Source organism: Hahella ganghwensis DSM 17046, assembly GCF_000376785.1.
Classification (GTDB): domain Bacteria; phylum Pseudomonadota; class Gammaproteobacteria; order Pseudomonadales; family Oleiphilaceae; genus Hahella; species Hahella ganghwensis.
Map to the genome: position 1 here is coordinate 12245 of NZ_AQXX01000105.1, position 17245 is coordinate 29489.

Below are 17245 nucleotides of genomic sequence, written 5' to 3' on the forward strand. Positions count from 1 at the left end.
CTTATATTTTCAATTCAACAAACGCTTCGTCGCGAATTTCACCCAGCCAACTCTGTAACTCTTCCTCGTAACGACGGCGATGCAACGTCTGTCTGGCCTGATTCGCCTGCACGCGGTCACCGATATCCGCCGTTCGCCGGTCCTCAACTGTCAGGATATGCCAACCGTAGCCCGATCTGAACGGCTTACTGATCTGCCCGACCTGCGTCTGCCCCATAACACGCTCAAATTCCGGCACCATTTCCCCCGGGCTCACCCATTCCAAAGATCCTCCGGCACTGGCACTTACCGCATCATCAGAGTTTTCCCTGGCAAGTTTGGCAAACTCCTCTCCCGAATTGGCACGATCATACAGACTGTCAATCATAGACTTGGCTGCCGCATCATCGCGTACTTCATTGGGCATGATCAGAATATGGCGAACCTTGGCCTGGGTCACCAACTTGCTTGACCCTCCACGCTTATCAGTGAGTTTGACCAAATGCACACCACCACTGGTTTCAAGTGGTTCAGACACTTGCCCAGGCTGCAACTTGGGAACAACCTCTGTAAACAGCGTTGGTAACTCGTCTCGCTTACGCCACCCCAGGTCACCCCCTTCCAGTGCGGTGGATGAGGAGGAATAGGTCGCCGCCATCTCTGCAAATGAGCCACCTGAATGCAGTTTTTCGATAATTTCTTTCGCCAGCTCAACATTATCACGACCGGAATCGTTACTCAGAAGAATATGGGAGATGCGGTATTCTTCCTGACTATTTGCTTTACCGGTCGCTGACTTCAGAAAGTCTTCCACTTCTTTTTCGGTGATACGAACACGGGGATTGACCCGGCGCTGCTGTAATCGGCCAATCAGCATTTCCCGCTTCACCTGAGCACGCGCGCCCTGATAAGTGACTCCGTCCTGAGCTAACTGCTGCTGAAACTCATCCAAGCTCAGCCCGTTCTGCTGGGCAATACTCTCCATGGTCTGGTTAAGCTGGGAGTCACTGACACGGATCCCCATCTTTTCGGCCATCTGAAGCTGTATCTGCTCCACAACGAGCTGATCCAACAACTTTTCGCGCATGACGTTTTCCGGCGGCAGAGGCGTGCCCTGCGCCAGAAAACGCTGCTTGAACATACCGACCCTATCATCGAGCTCAGACTGCAACACGACACCATCATCGACAATGGCAATCACACGATCCAAAGGCTTGACGTCCGCCATGGCCGGTCCGCCAGACAGCCCTAACAGGCAGATCAGCAGCGTAGAAATAAAAATCTTCTTCAACATAACTAACAGGTTTTCATTCATTGATGTGTTGTTCATAAATATGCACAGGAATTTTCTACCGTTGATCACGCGATCACCATTGATATCGCTCATCGCGATAGTTTTCCCGGGCATTGTAATTCTTTAACCCTGTGGACAAGGCTGACTCATCGCCAGTTCCCAGGCCTCCTAAACCGCGAAGCTGGAATCGAAGGAATATTCCGTGATCCAGCCGACTCTCTTCATTATCCTCATCTTCCAGGTAACTCCGGGCGACCAACTGCACCCGCCAGCAACAATCACTGTATTCTACACCTGCGAGGGTACCGATGGTACGATGCCGGCGCAGATCAAAAAGCCAGCGTCCCAGCAGGCTGACCGAGTCCGTCACCGGAAACAATGTGGATATATCAGTCTGTTCAATGTGATCATTGGGATTATTGCTGGTTATCGAATAACGATGACTCAGGTTCAGCAGCTTGCTGTACTCCGCATCATGGAAGGAAAGCGTGGACGTTCCCTTCTCCGTTCTGGATTCCTGCGCATCCCATAATCCACTGATTTTGATATCCGTATTCTGATTGGGTCGCCACAGCAATTCGCCGGCATAAGGAGATTCACTCTCGGTCACGCCTCCACTGCCATTGAGATCAACTTCACCGTCTTCGTAATAGAATATCTGTCCGATGCTGGCCCGAAAGACCTCTATGCCACTATCCATATCATTAAAGCGGGTTGTCACCCCGGCACTTAACCGGTTGTTGTCGCCAACCCGGTCTCCTCCGACGAAACGGTCTTCCTTGAACAGACGGGAATAACTGAAAGTGGGCACCGAGGTATCAAAGTCTGGAACGTCGTCCTGTTCACTTTCCGGAGAGTAGACATAGAACAGACGTGGTTCCAGGCTCTGGTTATAGTCGTGGTCAAACATCTGGACAGTACGGTCGAAGTAGAGCCCACTGTCGATACGGTAGAAAGGAACCGTCCGACTGATATGACTGTCATTCCCTTCCGGCTCGTCCTCAAGCAGGTAGTCCGTGTGATCCAGTCGAATACCCGGTTTAAAATATCCCCATACCGGACTCAAATCGAGTTCTATATCCGGCTGGGTGCGCCAGCGACTACCATTAGTTCGCCTGATTCCAGTGATATTTTCATTATCCCGCCAGAAATAGGTGTATTCCGATTCCACCCCATAGTTGAACCACTCACTGCGGTCATTCCAGTCCAGCGTTAGCTGTGGCAACTGATAATAGGGGTAATCGCGCTCAGCAATACCGTCATCTATCGTCTGATACCCAGAGACTCTGCTGCGAAAGCTCAGCGTCTCACCTCCGTAGTTCACGTCCCATGATCTTTTGATATGAGAGGTTTCAGCAATCTCGAGAGTGCGGTTGAGATCGTTGAGATACTCGTTATCCCCCACGGCATTGTAATCAATGGTTGAACGCCAGCCATCCGCTATCCGGTATCGGTTCTCGAAGTCGAGCGCCCAACGATTACCATTATTTTCATCCGGAAATTCCTTAAGAAACTCACTATCGTGGTAAAGGTAACCCAGTCTCAATTCCGAATAACTGTCCTTCGTCAGCCAGCGTCCCTCCACCTCGTTCAACAACCCTCGGCCATGGATATAACGGGGCGAGTAGGTTGCATCATAATCTGGTGCAAGGTTGAAATAATAAGGAACCCCCAGGCTGATCCCTCTGCCGGTATTGGAGGTTTCCAGAGTGGGAAACAGAAAACCGCTACGTCGACGGTCGTCTATTGGAAAGGCAAGGTAAGGAAAATACATCACTGGAACATCCAGTATCCGCAAGCGCATATGTTTCGCGTTGCCTTCCCCCTTCTCTCTGTCCAGAACGATCTCGCTGGCAATCAGCGACCAGGCTCGACTATCCGGCGCACAGGTGGTAAAGCTGCCAGTTTGGATCACCACTTCCTGAGTACCCGAGCTGCTCAGGCCATCGGCTTCGCCCCGGGCATGACGGTCATGCAACACATAGGAGGAGTTTTCAAGACTGAAATCGGCGGTGTCGAGATTATAAGAGGCAGATGTACCGTGCACAGCCAGCCCTGGCGCTCGTCCAGTAATATTGCCTTCTATCCAGGCCTTATTGGTTTGTCGGTCCAGCGTGGCTTTATCCGCTTCCAGCCACCACTCCCCCTGTTGCAGCTCGACATTTCCCCAAAGCTCTATCGTACTTTCAGGCTTGGCACTGGCCTTGTCCGCCATGGCTTTAAGCAAAGTGGAGTTCTCTTCTACCCTGTAACCTTCAAATCCATAGGCGGGAGCGACGTATGTCCCATCACAATAGGGTTCAAGATTAGTCAGATGCGCGCCGGATAACTGTTCTCTGGCCACCCAATCCTGGGATGCCGCTGTGACAACCAACTCTTCCGCACCAGCAACTCCAACCGGCAACAGGCATATCCCGGCGCAAGCCTTTAGCAGGGAACGCAGATTACAATAGGTGTCGAGTTCAGATTTAGCCCGGTTATTATGTCGTATCATCCATACTGCCTGGTTCAGCTTGTGTTTTATCATTCAGCCCCAGATTCAATGATGTGGCCCTGCCCAGCCCAAAGAGGCCTGACCGAATAAGAAATTCAAAAAGGAACACATGATACTCATGCACAGGTGCCCAGTACAGCAGCCATATAACAATGACGAGGATTTAACCCGATAGTGGTCAACAACTGCGAGCCATATTCCCTCCACGCCCCCTGACTCATCCTGTCCATCTCTGATATGCTCGGTGCCTTCCTGATTACACGCTCTGGTTAAAGTCAGGCTAAACTCAATAACCATGGCGACAACAATATCCTGGACTGATGATTTTCACATGACCCGGGATCAAGACCTCAGTAACAACAGTCAGTCGTGTGATTTCACAAGGCTCTGAAATCATCACAGGAGATGCCGTGGCAACATCCGACGCCCCTACAAGTTCAAATAAAGCCGCCCTGGTATTAACTGGAGGCGGAGCCAGAGCGGCCTACCAGGTGGGCGTACTGAAAGCCATCTCAGACCAGTTGCCGGATCTTCACTTCCCTTTTCCCATTATCTGCGGCACCTCTGCAGGCGCGATAAATGCGATAGGGATCGCCGCCAGCGGCGACATTTTCCGACACAGCGTCGAGCACCTGGAAGAACTCTGGAGTGAACTAAAGACTGACAAAGTTTACCGATCAGATTTTTGGGGTATGACCAGACGCATGGGGTACTTCATTAAAGCCGCCCTTGGCGGCGAGGAAAGGGAAATGCCGGCATCAATGCTGGATAACAGCCCTCTCCGTGAGTTTCTCAATTCCCATATAGATTTCAACAAGCTCTCCAGCAATATCAGTGATCGCGAAATTGATGCCGTCTGCGTCACCGCCTGCGGTTACCGAAGCGGCCAAAGCATCAGTTTTTTTCAAAGCAAAGACCATATCACGGGCTGGCATCTTGGTCAGCGGGTTGGAGTTAAAACGATCATGAACGTGGATCATCTGCTGGCTTCCTCGGCGATTCCCACAATTTTCCCACCGGTGAGGATCAACCGGGAATACTTCGGGGATGGCGTTGTACGCAATATGGCACCGCTCAGCCCGGCAGTTCACCTGGGAAGTGACCGCATTCTATTGATCGGCGTCAGTGCAAACCGTGTCATGGCCCCCGTACGCAAGAAACAGGAAAAGTTTCCTCCCCTGTCGTATATCATGGAACACATGCTGAATGGCGCGTTTATCGACGTGATTGAAAACGATGTCGACAAAGCCCTGCTGATCAATCAATTGATCAAAGCCATCCCTCAGGAAAACCTGGAAAAGTTCGGCATAGATCTGCGCCCTTTGGAAATTCTGAATATCTCCCCCAGCCAGCCGATCGACGAACTGGCCCTTCAACACATTAAGGAACTCCCTGCCACCGTGCGCAAGTTTGTTGGTCAGAATAATGAGAATCCGGAAGGTGGCGCCAGTCTGGCCAGCTACCTGCTGTTCGAGGGAGGATTCATGCGCGACTTGATCAAACTGGGATATATGGATGCTCAGTCCCACGCCCGACAGATTGAAAACTTCTTTCGGCCAGACCTGTCAGCCGAGATTTGAAGTGACTACAATACGCCCCTGAATCCTATCCATGTATCAATGAATTACAAGGCAGTCCGTCTGTGTCCGGCAAACCCAGATTTCAACAGGTCAAAGATTTCCTACTGAGCGGCATTGAGAATCAGCGCTATCCGGTGGGCAGCCGGATACCAACGGAAATGCAGCTCGCCCAACAATTCAATGTGAGCAGAATGACGGTCCACAAGGCCATTCGCGATCTGGTTAATGATGGCCATCTGGTACGTTACCAGGGACAAGGAACCTTTGTGTGCGAATCCAAGCCGACTTCGTCTTTTGCAGATATTCGCAATATCGCAGAGGAAATTACAGGTCGCGGACATCAGTACAGCAATCGGATTATCAGACTGGAACAGGTGACAGCCTCGTCTCAGATAGCGACCCAGTTGGGCATACGAACGGGCTCTGATGTTTTCCACAGCCGTATTGTCCACCTTGAAAACAATATTCCCATCCAGTTGGAGGAACGCTACGTCAACCCAATCTTTGCTCCGGACTATCTGGCACAGGACTACCAATCAATTACGCCAAACCAATACCTGAGTGAAACCTGCCCAGCCTCTGATGCAGAACACATTATTGAAGCAATTCTCCCCGACGAGCTGAGCTGCGAACTCCTGGAAATCCCAACCAATGAAGCCTGTCTGCGCGTCCACCGGAGAACCTGGAGCCAGCAGCATCTTATCAGCAGCGCTTTCCTGACCTACCCGGGCTCACGCTACCGACTGCAATCGGAAAGTCATTTCCGCTGATCCCACTTTACCCCTGGCGGCCTTGCCTCGTACTTAACTTTCGCCCCTCATATTTGTATATACATTAAAAATTTCAATGTCTCCTCTATGCACTCAATCAGATTCCAGCCTCGTCATCAGACAAAACAACAACCAACCATAACAGACTGATTAAAAACACTTTACTGTCTTTATAATTTGAGTCTATGAAAACCCGCCGCTTTCATAGTTGCAGCACACAGTTTTTTACCGTTAAATGTATATACATTTACAACAAAAGCTCAGGAACCTGTATCAACATGCAATGGTGGATCAACGCAAAACTTGCCACATGCAGCGCGACTCCTCTGCCGGCTGACAGCTATTACGCAATCGGAGTGTCAGAAGGCTACATACAGCAACTTGTCCCAATGTCAGATTGGTCCGAGATAAAGGCCAATCAGACAGAAGCAAGCGTCATGGATGTCAACGGTCGTCTTGTCACCCCCGGGCTGATTGATTGCCACACCCATCTGGTTTTCGCAGGTCATCGTGCAGAAGAGTTTGAAAAGCGGTTAAACGGTGTCAGCTACGCCGAAATTTCCCGGCAGGGAGGCGGAATACTCTCGACGGTACGCGCAACGAGATCGGCCTCTTTCGACGAACTGATGGAAAGTTCCACCCCCAGATTACTCGCTCTGATGTCAGAAGGTGTGACGACGGTCGAAATCAAATCCGGCTACGGACTTAATCTGGAAACTGAGCTGAAGATGCTCAAAGTGGCCCGGGCATTGGGAGATAAGTACCCCGTTCGAGTCAAGACCACTCTACTGGCCGCCCATGCATTGCCGGAGGAGTTCAAAGGTCGGTCAGATGACTATATCGACTGGGTATGCCGGGAAGCCATTCCAGCTGCCGCTGGTGAAGGTCTGGCAGATGCCGTTGATGTTTTCTGTGAAAGCATCGCTTTCTCCCCAGAACAATGCCAAAAGGTTTTTGAAGCAGCCGTTCATTATGGCCTGCCGATCAAAGGCCACATGGAACAGCTCACTCTTACCGGAGGGTCCAAACTGGCTGCATCCTATCAGGCACTTTCGGTAGATCACGTGGAATATCTGGATGAGGAAGGCGTCGCTGCCATCGCGGCTTCAGGTACGGTCGCAACAATATTACCTGGTGCATTCTATTTCCTCCGTGAACGCCAGTTACCCCCGATAGAATTACTGCGCCGTTACGAAGTCCCGATCGCACTGGCCAGTGATCTGAATCCGGGCTCTTCCCCACTGGCTTCTCTACGGCTCATGCTCAATATGAGCTCCACACTATTCGGTCTCACCCCACAGGAGAACCTTGTCGGAGTTACCCGCCACGCGGCCAAAGCGCTGAATGAAGAAAACAGACTTGGGCAGTTGCAGGAAGGATTTGCAGCCGACTTTATCGTCTGGGACCTGCAGCATCCCGCTCAGCTCAGCTACCAGTTTGGCACTCAGGACCTTTATCAACGTGTGATTCATGGAGCGGTCAGCAATGACTTTTAAGTCCAAAACTCAGAACACTCCTTTCAATCAGTCTCTCTGGCAGGGACGAATCGATACCGCTGACGGCGAAAAAGCCCGCCGCTGGCATCAGATGATTCAACCTTTTGCGGGCAATACCGATGCCGGAGTTACCTTGATTGGCTATCCCTGCGACTTGGGTGTTGCTGCCAACAAGGGCCGGACAGGAGCATCCGAGGGCCCTGACCAGCTCCGCCGTGCACTGGCAAAGCTGCCCTGGCATCACACCGGCAAAGTATATGATGCGGGCAATATCCAGGTGCAGGCAGGTTTGGCGGAAACCCAACAGCAGTTGGCAGAATGTGTCGCAGATGTTTTGCACCACCAGTGCCTGCCACTCGTGATTGGTGGCGGTCACGATGTCGCCTGGGGAAGTTTCCAGGGCCTGCGTGCCTTTATTCTGGAGCAAAGCAGAACAGGCAAAGCCGATCTACCAAAAATCGGCATTATCAACTTCGATGCTCATTTCGACCTACGCAGCGACAGTGAGGGCCCCAGCTCAGGCACGCCCTTCTACCAGGTTGCCCGGGACTGTTCAGAACACGGTCTTGAGTTTCACTATGCCGCAGTCGGCATCAGTCGTCTGGCAAACACTCAATCTTTATACGACCGCGCAGACGAATTGAAGGTTACCTGGATTGCGGACACGGACGCAGGCATTCATCAGATTGCGAATGCCGTTGAGCGCATGAAGGAATTTCTCGACCAGATTGATGCCGTTTACATCACGATCGACATGGATGCTTTTCCAGCCTCTGTCGCCCCCGGCGTTAGTGCTCCCGCCCCTCGGGGAATCAGCGTGGAATTGGTGGAGACTCTTCTGCAACAGATCAGAAGCAGCCAGATCCCGGTTCTGCTGGCAGAAATAGCCGAGTTCAACCCGTCGTTCGATATTGATGATCATACCGCTAGGCTGGGTGCCAGATTGGCCGCCCTCCTGACAGACATACTGGAACATTCCAGAGTTCGTGGTTCGCTGTCCGGTCTCATGACCGAACTTAAGCACAGTACAACCACATCCAATAACAACAGCGAAGCTTCTTCGCATACCCAACACGATTGAGGAGGTGACGTTCATGTCCGATGCCAAAAACCAACATACAGCAGACCCCCGACAGGATTCAAGCAGGGTCATCCGTGCACCACATGGTACTGAGCTAAGTGCAAAATCCTGGTTGACTGAAGCTCCACTACGGATGCTGATGAACAATCTGGACCCGGATGTTGCTGAGCATCCCCAATCTCTGGTGGTTTACGGCGGAATCGGCCGGGCCGCCCGGAACTGGGAGTGTTATGACAAGATTGTCGAAGTCCTGAAACGCCTGGAAGAGGATGAAACATTGTTGGTCCAGTCCGGTAAGCCCGTCGGCGTTTTCAAAACCCATCCGGATGCGCCTCGTGTATTGATCGCCAACTCTAACCTGGTTCCTCACTGGGCGAACTGGGATCATTTTAACGAGCTGGATAAAAAAGGCCTGATGATGTACGGCCAGATGACCGCAGGGTCATGGATCTACATAGGCTCCCAGGGCATCGTTCAGGGCACCTACGAAACATTCGGCGCTGTTGCTCGCCAGCATTTCGACGGCAACGCCAAAGGCAAATGGGTCCTGACTGGCGGGCTTGGTGGTATGGGTGGTGCCCAACCTCTCGCGGCAACGATGGCAGGCTTTTCCATGCTCGCAGTGGACTGTGACCAGACCCGTATCGAATTCCGCCTGCGTACCCGTTACCTGGACAAACAAGCCAAAGATCTGGACGAAGCATTGACCATGATTCACCAGGCTCAGGACAACGGGGAGGCGGTCTCCATTGGCTTATGCGCCAACGCTGCGGATATTTTCGCAGAACTGGCCAGCCGTGGAGTAGTACCCGACGTTGTCACAGATCAGACCTCTGCCCACGACCCATTAAACGGTTACCTGCCCCAGGGTTGGACAATGGAGTACGCAGCGGAACAACGCCACAAAAACCCTCAGGCGGTCGTATCTGCCGCAAAAAAATCCATGGCTGTACAGGTTCAAGCCATGCTGGACCTGCAAAAAGCCGGTGCCGCAACACTGGACTATGGTAACAACATTCGCCAGATGGCATTGGAAGAAGGCGTCAGCAATGCCTTTGACTTCCCAGGGTTTGTGCCAGCCTATATTCGTCCGTTGTTCTGCCAGGGTATTGGCCCATTCCGCTGGGCGGCGTTGTCCGGCGACCCTGAAGATATTTATAAGACCGATGCCAAAGTGAAGGAACTGATCCCAGACGACCCTCACCTGCATCAATGGCTGGATATGGCCAAAGAACGTATTGCCTTCCAGGGTCTGCCTGCCCGTATTTGCTGGGTTGGACTGAAAGATCGTGCGCGCCTGGGTCTGGCGTTCAATGAGATGGTGCGTAACGGCGAGCTTAAGGCGCCAGTCGTCATCGGACGCGACCATCTGGATTCAGGCTCCGTCGCCAGCCCCAACCGCGAAACAGAAAGCATGTTGGACGGTTCTGACGCTGTATCCGACTGGCCACTTCTAAATGCCATGCTGAACGTTGCCGGTGGTGCAACCTGGGTGTCCCTCCACCATGGCGGTGGTGTTGGCATGGGCTTCAGTCAGCACTCTGGTGTGGTCATTGTCTGTGACGGTACTGACGCGGCTGAACAACGTATTGCCCGCGTACTGAGAAACGATCCGGGCACTGGCGTCATGCGTCATGCAGATGCCGGTTATGATATCGCCTGGGATTGCGCCAAAGAAAACAGTCTTGACCTTCCTATGCTGGACACAGCTGATGACAAAGCAGGAGATGTCTGAAATGAGTTACCCTATTGAATTGAATCCCGGGCAACTGACCCTGGCCGACCTGCGCCGTATCAGTCGTGAACCAGTCACCTTGTCATTGTCTGATGACACCTATGCCAACATGGAAAAGTCGGCTGACACCGTCAGCCGCGTGATGAAAGAAGGTCGCGTGGTCTACGGTATCAATACCGGCTTCGGACTACTCGCCAATACCCGAATAGCCGAGGATGAACTGGAAACGCTGCAACGCTCCATTGTGTTGTCACATGCTGCCGGTACCGGTGAGTTCATGAATGACAATACAGTCCGTCTGATGATGGCACTAAAGATTAATGGCCTGGCACGCGGTTTCTCGGGTGTCCGCCGGGTGGTGGTCGACGCCCTGATCGCACTGGTCAACAAAGGGGTCTATCCGATTGTTCCCAAGAAGGGTTCTGTTGGTGCTTCAGGAGACCTGGCACCTTTGGCTCATATGAGCTGCGTCCTTCTGGGTGAAGGGCAAGCCCGCTACGAAGGCGACATTATCGATGCCCATACGGCCCTTGATATTGCGGGCCTGCAGCCTTTAACTCTGGCCCCCAAAGAGGGACTGGCATTGCTTAACGGCACACAGGCCTCAACGGCATTTGCTCTTGAAGGTCTTTTCCACGCCGAAGATCTATTCGCCGCAGGTGCGGTTACAGGAGCATTGACCGTTGAAGCGGCACTTGGCAGCCGAGTGCCGTTTGACGCAAGAATTCACGAAGTGAGAGGACAGCCTGGTCAGATTCAGGTGGCCGCTCTTTACCGCCACCTGCTGGAAGACACGTCAGAGATTGCCCGTAGCCACACCAACTGCGGCAAGGTACAGGATCCTTACTCACTCCGCTGCCAACCTCAGGTGATGGGCGCCTGTCTCGATCAAATCAAGCACGCCGCTGGTGTTCTGGAGATTGAAGCCAACGCGGTATCAGACAACCCACTGGTATTCGCGGATGAGAATGAAATCCTGTCCGGAGGTAATTTCCATGCTGAACCGGTGGCCATGGTCGCAGACAATCTGGCACTGGCCATTGCAGAAATCGGCTCCTTGTCTGAACGCCGTATGGCACTGCTGATCGACAGTAACATGTCGAAGCTTCCACCATTTCTGGTAGAGAATGGCGGCGTCAATTCAGGCTTCATGATTGCACAGGTCACCAGCGCGGCACTGGCCAGTGAAAACAAGAGTCTGGCTCATCCCGCCAGCGTCGACAGTCTGCCCACATCCGCCAACCAGGAAGACCATGTCTCCATGGCAACCTATGCCGGAAGACGTCTGCATGATATGGCTGACAACACCCGTGGCATCCTGGCTATCGAGATCCTGGCTGCAGCACAGGGACTGGATTTCCGTAACCCTCTGAAATCATCACCACTGGTTGAGCAGGCCCGGAAAGCTGTACGTGGCGTTGTCCCGTTCTATGATCATGACCGTTATTTTGGTCCTGACATCGAGAGAGCCAAAGAGTTGCTGGCATCCGCCCATCTGAACAGCTGGATGCCCAAAGAGCTTTTACCAAGTTCTCGCTAACTGAACTGGTCAGAGCTGAAAGCAGCTTGGATTGATACGACCGCGAAAGGGTGAGTCTTTGATTCGCCCTTTTTTTTACTTCCACTCACAGAAATCTGTCAAATGGTAGGTCTCTATCACCCGTCGTAGCCCCGTAACCTGATCGGCTTATAATTCAGACCACAATTATTTCAAGCCACTATTAATTCAAACCACTATTCGCACAGCTCAGTCGGATGTGTTCCATGGCAATATTCCTGTATAGAGCTCCTTAAGCCTGCCGCTACTTCTCAGTTGTTGCATGCCCTGATCAAATTTCTTTTTCAGGTTGGCACTGTCTGGGTATTTCTTTGAAAACAACAAATAGAGGAAATCCCGCCGCAACATTTCTGGGTGATACTTAATCCGCTTCCTTTCCTCCGGAGAAAAATGCTTGTTCAACATGTGTCTTCCAACGACAACATCCATAGGAAACAAATCTATACGGCGATTCAACAGCAAGCTCAGGTTAGCTTCATCAGAAGGGCTTCGATATATATTGAACACACCTTGCTTTTCCGCTCGGGAAAAACGTTTACCGTAGTTATATCCCAGAGTAACGCCTATCAAGAGTTTTTCTTCCCGTTCCTGTTGCCAGACTTCATCGGGCATAACGGGGTTTTCCACGGAATAAAAAAATACCAGGCGTTCTTCAATAATAGGCTTCTCACTGAACAGGAAATCTTTTTCCCGGTCGGTAGTTTTTTCCCAACCAATCGTCGATTCGATTGCCCCTGCTCGGGTTGACTCCAGACTTCTATTCCAGGGGTAGAATTGATATTCCACTTCAAGCCCTGCCTGTGCAAAGGCTTCTGTCACAATTCTTGAAGCAACACCATAGTCAGGAAGCTCCTGAGAAAAATAGGGCGGCCATTCACCAGATGCGATATGCACCACGTCTCTGTCTTTCGCAGACCCTAAGCAGCTAATCGCGCCTAACCATAAACAAATCAATATTCGATATAACATGTCGGTAAAACAGATTCCTCTAGAATCGTGACTATCAGTCAAATATTAGACCAAAACGGACCCGTTATTTTTATTTAGGTGAAGTTAGATTTTCTCATGCACTCGCTCCCCTCTCATTGCCTGAGCGGCGAATTCAGCCTCTCTGCATCATTTCTTTCATTACCATATCGAACTCGAGCTTGCCTCAACTTTTGAGGATCAATAAAATCTCCTATTTAATCAATATCAATGGACCGATTATTATGAGGATGTGGTTGCCGCTTTTGGGAAGCCTGCTTCTATCAGCTTGCGGCGGAGGCGGGGAAGGCGCTCACGGGGACGGCATACCACGCGGACTCGTATCCTCAGGGAAACATACCATGGAACTGACGATGAAGAGCGTCAACCTCTGTGGTGTTGAATCTCCTTATCAAAACTATCAACTGGCCATCTACGACGATCAAGGAAGAATCGAAAACCAATACACGCCTGATACTGATGGTCATATTGAAACCGAAATAAATAGAAAAACGGCTGATATCGGAATATTTACCCGGAGCACGAATAAGACCAGCGAAGATACTGAGGTTCTTATCTTGTCTAACTTTCCGATCAGCGACCTTGGAACCCTCTATGTTTCGTCCTTTGACAGTACCGACTGTCTCTGCGAAACCGCCGATGTTATCGTCAGCCCTTCCAGCGGTTCTTCCGAAAAAATCAGCGCACCTTATCGCAGTTTGATTAACTCCAGTCCGGAAAATACCAACACATACCAGAAGACTCAATTGTGTGCCAAGCAAGGCGAGAAGACGATTCCTCTGATGGTTGCCCACGCTGATTCAAATTCAGGAAAAGTCCTCTATAAACTGATGCCTAATCCTTATTCACGTGTTTTCGCCGGTGAACTCGTTGTTGATATGCAGGGAGAAGGCTCGCCAGGCAGAGAGTTACCTATCACCGGAAAAGGAGGTGATTCTGCCAGGGCTTTATATTCAGTAGACAGTGTGCACAGCCTATCCGTAGAGTCAGCAGGTATGCCTTATATCAGTGTTCTGGACGATGAAGATGGCCATGTAAAGAAGCTTAGTGTCACCGTTAGCCATCAGGAAGCTCCCTCTTCAGACGCTTTTCCTTTCCAACATTGGCACCAGATCATTCCACTTGATAACTCAACCGATGCCATTCAATACTCAAAGCCTGCACTTGATCCAGCGACGCTGGCCAATAACATGGAGCTGTCAGATACCGAGTATGACACTCATCAACTTAACGGCAGCTTCCTTCAGGTATTGCAGTTATATACAGTCACCGATAAAAGAACGGATGCATGGCATTACTTTTTGCCACTGGATGGGCATAAGCCTAAGCATTATGAGGTTCCCCTGGGCTTTTCGACAGCATCTGGTCACTACCCCAAAAGCCCTGGGCTACAGGAATTTGATGTCAGATCAATCAATGATGTGGAACACTTGAAAGAGCTTTATACATCTGAGTGGCTATCTGTTTTCATCAGAAAATCCCCTACGCCGATAAGACCCCCCGCAGCATACAGCACCGTCAACATTGCCACGATGTAGGCTCGTAGTGCAGCCTGTCGGAACCTTGTCAGCCGGATCAGGAATTAAACCTTTCTGAAGTCTGATCTGACTCAATCAGGGACGTAGTTGCCTGTCAGCCTTCTCAATATTGTCTGCAGTTCATCAACACTCATGTCAATGTGCTCCACAACCCTGCCATATAGCATCGGCGTGGGCACATTGCGTCCGTTCCTCTCCTGCTGTATCTGGTTCAGGCAGTAAAGGACAATACGCTCTTTTTTCGTGAGCCCGTCACGAGCGTCCGGAATATTATCGTAGCTCTCCACAGACAACGATCCCCTCTAAGTGTCAATGAGATACATCATTGTCCATGTTTTCAGAAATACAACAAGGCTTCAGAGCCAACCTCCGTGAGGGCTGATTACAGTGTATATAACGGCATAGGTGCATACCCCTAATGAGGTATCACCACGCTTTATCATATACCACCGAATACGTACGCCCCCCCTCTTTCCGGGCAGCATTGACATGCGTCAATTCATCCCACTTACAGCTCGCTTAGGCTCCCTTACAACAAACTCATAGCCTAAAGGAAGTTTCAGGTGACTGTTTTCTTGCGTAGAGATCACCTATGCCGATGGATATGTTTATTCCTGTTGTCCCTTATTTGTGGGCACACCGTTGCACAGGGGGATAAAGGTCTTCAACGCATCGCTACGGTTTTTCCGGGCTATGATCAGCTTATCCCCAGCACTTCCCTCTCCTCTGTCAATCAGATCAGTCAAAACGACAAGGTTCTGGGTTACGTATACCAGACCCATGATATCGTCAAAATCCCAGCTTACTCCGGAAAGCCGGTTAATATTCAGGTTATTCTGGATACAGAAGGCAAAATAAAAGATGCATTTGTTCTGGAACATCACGAACCCATTCTTCTCGTAGGTATTCCCGAGCAAAAGCTGTTTGATTTTGCTGCGGCATACAAGGACATCAATGCCGCGCAAAGAGTCGTCGTGGGTCACTCCACAGATCCTTCCAGCATATCCGTCGATGCCATCACCGGCGCAACAGTGACCGTTATGGTAGTAAATGAATCCATTATGCGCTCAGCCCACAAGGTGGCGGCATCCCTGGGGTTAATCGACAATCGCTATGCGGATCGCAAAGGCAATAAGCGAGCCCGGATACGTGCTGGTAAATTTATCCCATCGAACTGGACCGAGCTGACCGGAGACGGTTCTATCCGCCGTCTTCACCTGACCAAAGGGCAAATCGATAAGGCATTCCAGGGTACCGAAGCGGAAGGGATTGGAGAGGCATCGAGCGATGCGAAGAACGACACCTTTATAGATCTCTACTATGCCTACCTCAATGCTCCCACAATCGGTCAAAACCTGTTGGGAGAGAAACAGTTCCAATGGTTAAAAGAAGAACTGAAGCCGGGTGAACATGCTATCGCGGTCATGGCTCGCGGGGAATATTCATTCAAGGGTTCAGGCTATGTCAGAGGAGGCATCTTTGACCGGGTGCAGCTGCGTCAGCATGGCGATTTGGTGAGTTTCCGGGATCTGGACTACCAACGGCTCAGCGACGTCTATGCTGAAGGTATGCCGGATCTCCGGGAAATGGCAATTTTTATCATACGCTCCCAATATGAATTTGACCCCGGCAGTCCCTGGGATCTGGAGCTGCTGGTACGTCGCCAAACAGGACCAATCGATGGAGTCTTCACCAGTTTTTCAGGTTCCTACAAAATACCGGAAAGTTTCATTGAACGCCCCACCCCGATCGTATCCGCCCCGCCGCAAGATGAACCTGTCTGGGTATCAATTTGGCGTAACAAAAGCCTGCAGATAGGCATAGTGATTACCAGCCTGGCAATTCTGATGACGATACTGTTCCTGCAGGATTATTTCGTCCGCTTCCCACGACTTTTACATAATCTGCGTCGTTTCTATCTGATATATACCGTCGTATTCCTTGGCTGGTATGCATTGGGCCAGCTGTCCATCGTCAATGTGCTGACCTTTGTACACGCTGTTATGCAGGACTTTCATTGGGAGCTGTTCCTGATTGATCCGGTGATTTTTATTCTCTGGACCTTTACTGCAGCCACCATCCTGCTTTGGGGACGGGGAGTCTTCTGTGGTTGGTTGTGCCCATTCGGAGCCCTGCAGGAACTGATCAACGAAGCAGCCCGCAAACTCAGAATTCCTCAATTTGATTTACCTTTCGGCCTCCATGAACGCCTGTGGGCATTGAAATACATCGTCCTTCTCGTGCTGTTTGGTATCTCACTGGAATCCATGGCCACAGCAGAGAAGTATGCCGAAGTAGAGCCTTTTAAGACTTCAATCACTCTCATGTTCCAACGTGAATGGTGGTTTGTGTCCTATGCCGCACTGCTTCTCTTCATTAACGTGTTCACCCGCAAGTTCTACTGCCGCTACGTTTGCCCGTTGGGCGCGGCACTCGCGATCCCGACCAAATTCCGGTTATTTGACTGGCTGAAAAGACGTAAGGAGTGCGGTAACCCCTGCCAACTCTGCGCCGTGGAATGCGAGATACAAGCCATTCACCCAGACGGACGAATCAATGCCAATGAATGCCATCACTGCCTGGATTGCCAGATGACCTATCACAACGACCAGAAATGTCCGCCCCTGGTGTTGAAACAAAAACGGCGGCGCAAGAAAGCAGCTTCACAAGACCACGAAATGATTCCTGTAGCACAGCTTGATGACTGACTACGAAACCCGACAGGAGTAATAG

12 protein-coding genes are annotated in these 17245 nt (G+C 51.0%); 8 read left to right on the forward strand and 4 right to left on the reverse strand.

Annotated features, from left to right (window positions below; translation table 11 throughout):
- Position 1: 1 nt before the first annotated feature.
- Positions 2–1366 carry a peptidylprolyl isomerase gene (locus F566_RS0110785; RefSeq protein ID WP_020406996.1) on the reverse strand — a complete coding sequence of 455 codons (1365 nt, stop codon included), beginning with the start codon at positions 1364–1366 and terminating at the stop codon, positions 2–4.
- Entirely contained in the window at positions 1347–3767 is a 2421-nt protein-coding gene (locus F566_RS0110790; RefSeq protein ID WP_033416107.1) for an LPS-assembly protein LptD, read from the reverse strand. The genes F566_RS0110785 and F566_RS0110790 overlap by 20 nt, the downstream gene beginning before the upstream one ends.
- Positions 3768–4177: 410 nt before the next feature.
- On the opposite strand from F566_RS0110790, the gene F566_RS0110800 reads away from it, so the two are divergent.
- The 6 genes from F566_RS0110800 to hutH all read left to right on the forward strand — a co-directional run bounded on the left by F566_RS0110800 (position 4178) and on the right by hutH (position 11969).
- The gene (locus F566_RS0110800) at positions 4178–5347 is read left to right on the forward strand and encodes a patatin-like phospholipase family protein (RefSeq protein WP_051085304.1); all 1170 of its coding nucleotides are present in this window, start codon (positions 4178–4180) and stop codon (positions 5345–5347) included.
- Between the two features lie 62 nt (positions 5348–5409).
- A complete protein-coding gene (gene hutC, locus F566_RS0110805) occupies positions 5410–6117 on the forward strand; it encodes a histidine utilization transcriptional repressor HutC (RefSeq protein WP_020407000.1) in 708 nt (235 codons plus the stop codon).
- A gap of 278 nt (positions 6118–6395) precedes the next feature.
- Positions 6396–7613, forward strand: coding sequence for an imidazolonepropionase (gene hutI, locus F566_RS0110810; protein ID WP_020407001.1), 1218 nt, complete (start codon positions 6396–6398; stop codon positions 7611–7613).
- Positions 7603–8694 (forward strand): formimidoylglutamase, encoded by a 1092-nt coding sequence (gene hutG, locus F566_RS0110815; protein WP_020407002.1) that lies wholly within the window; start codon positions 7603–7605, stop codon positions 8692–8694. Before hutI ends, hutG begins: the two co-directional genes overlap by 11 nt.
- Before the next feature lie 13 nt (positions 8695–8707).
- A complete protein-coding gene (hutU, locus tag F566_RS0110820; protein WP_020407003.1) occupies positions 8708–10429 on the forward strand; it encodes a urocanate hydratase in 1722 nt (573 codons plus the stop codon).
- Positions 10422–11969 (forward strand): histidine ammonia-lyase, encoded by a 1548-nt coding sequence (gene hutH / locus F566_RS0110825; RefSeq protein ID WP_020407004.1) that lies wholly within the window; start codon positions 10422–10424, stop codon positions 11967–11969. Before hutU ends, hutH begins: the two co-directional genes overlap by 8 nt.
- 207 nt (positions 11970–12176) lie before the next feature.
- Here the strand turns inward: hutH and F566_RS0110830 are convergent, their stop codons facing one another.
- Positions 12177–12881 (reverse strand): substrate-binding periplasmic protein, encoded by a 705-nt coding sequence (locus F566_RS0110830; RefSeq protein WP_157496736.1) that lies wholly within the window; start codon positions 12879–12881, stop codon positions 12177–12179.
- A 434-nt stretch (positions 12882–13315) separates the two neighbouring features.
- Between F566_RS0110830 and F566_RS0110835 the strand changes: the two genes are divergently transcribed.
- Complete coding sequence (locus tag F566_RS0110835) at positions 13316–14512, forward strand: hypothetical protein (protein ID WP_020407006.1); 1197 nt, start codon at positions 13316–13318, stop codon at positions 14510–14512.
- Between the two features lie 71 nt (positions 14513–14583).
- On the opposite strand, the gene F566_RS0110840 is transcribed toward F566_RS0110835, so the two are convergent.
- Positions 14584–14799, reverse strand: coding sequence for a hypothetical protein (locus F566_RS0110840; protein ID WP_020407007.1), 216 nt, complete (start codon positions 14797–14799; stop codon positions 14584–14586).
- A 276-nt stretch (positions 14800–15075) separates the two neighbouring features.
- On the opposite strand from F566_RS0110840, the gene nosR reads away from it, so the two are divergent.
- The gene (gene nosR, locus F566_RS0110845; protein WP_211210645.1) at positions 15076–17220 is read left to right on the forward strand and encodes a transcriptional regulator NosR; all 2145 of its coding nucleotides are present in this window, start codon (positions 15076–15078) and stop codon (positions 17218–17220) included.
- The last annotated feature ends 25 nt before the right edge of the window (positions 17221–17245 follow it).

What these genes read in the sequence shown, in the direction of transcription:
- hutU (WP_020407003.1), top strand. Translation starts at nt 8,708, where the DNA reads ATGTCCGATGCCAAAAACCAACATACAGCAGACCCCCGACAGGATTCA.
- F566_RS0110790 (WP_033416107.1), bottom strand. Translation starts at nt 3,767, where the DNA reads ATGATACGACATAATAACCGGGCTAAATCTGAACTCGACACCTATTGT.
- hutI (WP_020407001.1), top strand. Translation starts at nt 6,396, where the DNA reads ATGCAATGGTGGATCAACGCAAAACTTGCCACATGCAGCGCGACTCCT.
- hutG (WP_020407002.1), top strand. Translation starts at nt 7,603, where the DNA reads ATGACTTTTAAGTCCAAAACTCAGAACACTCCTTTCAATCAGTCTCTC.
- F566_RS0110785 (WP_020406996.1), bottom strand. Translation starts at nt 1,366, where the DNA reads ATGAGCGATATCAATGGTGATCGCGTGATCAACGGTAGAAAATTCCTG.
- hutH (WP_020407004.1), top strand. Translation starts at nt 10,422, where the DNA reads ATGTCTGAAATGAGTTACCCTATTGAATTGAATCCCGGGCAACTGACC.
- F566_RS0110835 (WP_020407006.1), top strand. Translation starts at nt 13,316, where the DNA reads ATGGAACTGACGATGAAGAGCGTCAACCTCTGTGGTGTTGAATCTCCT.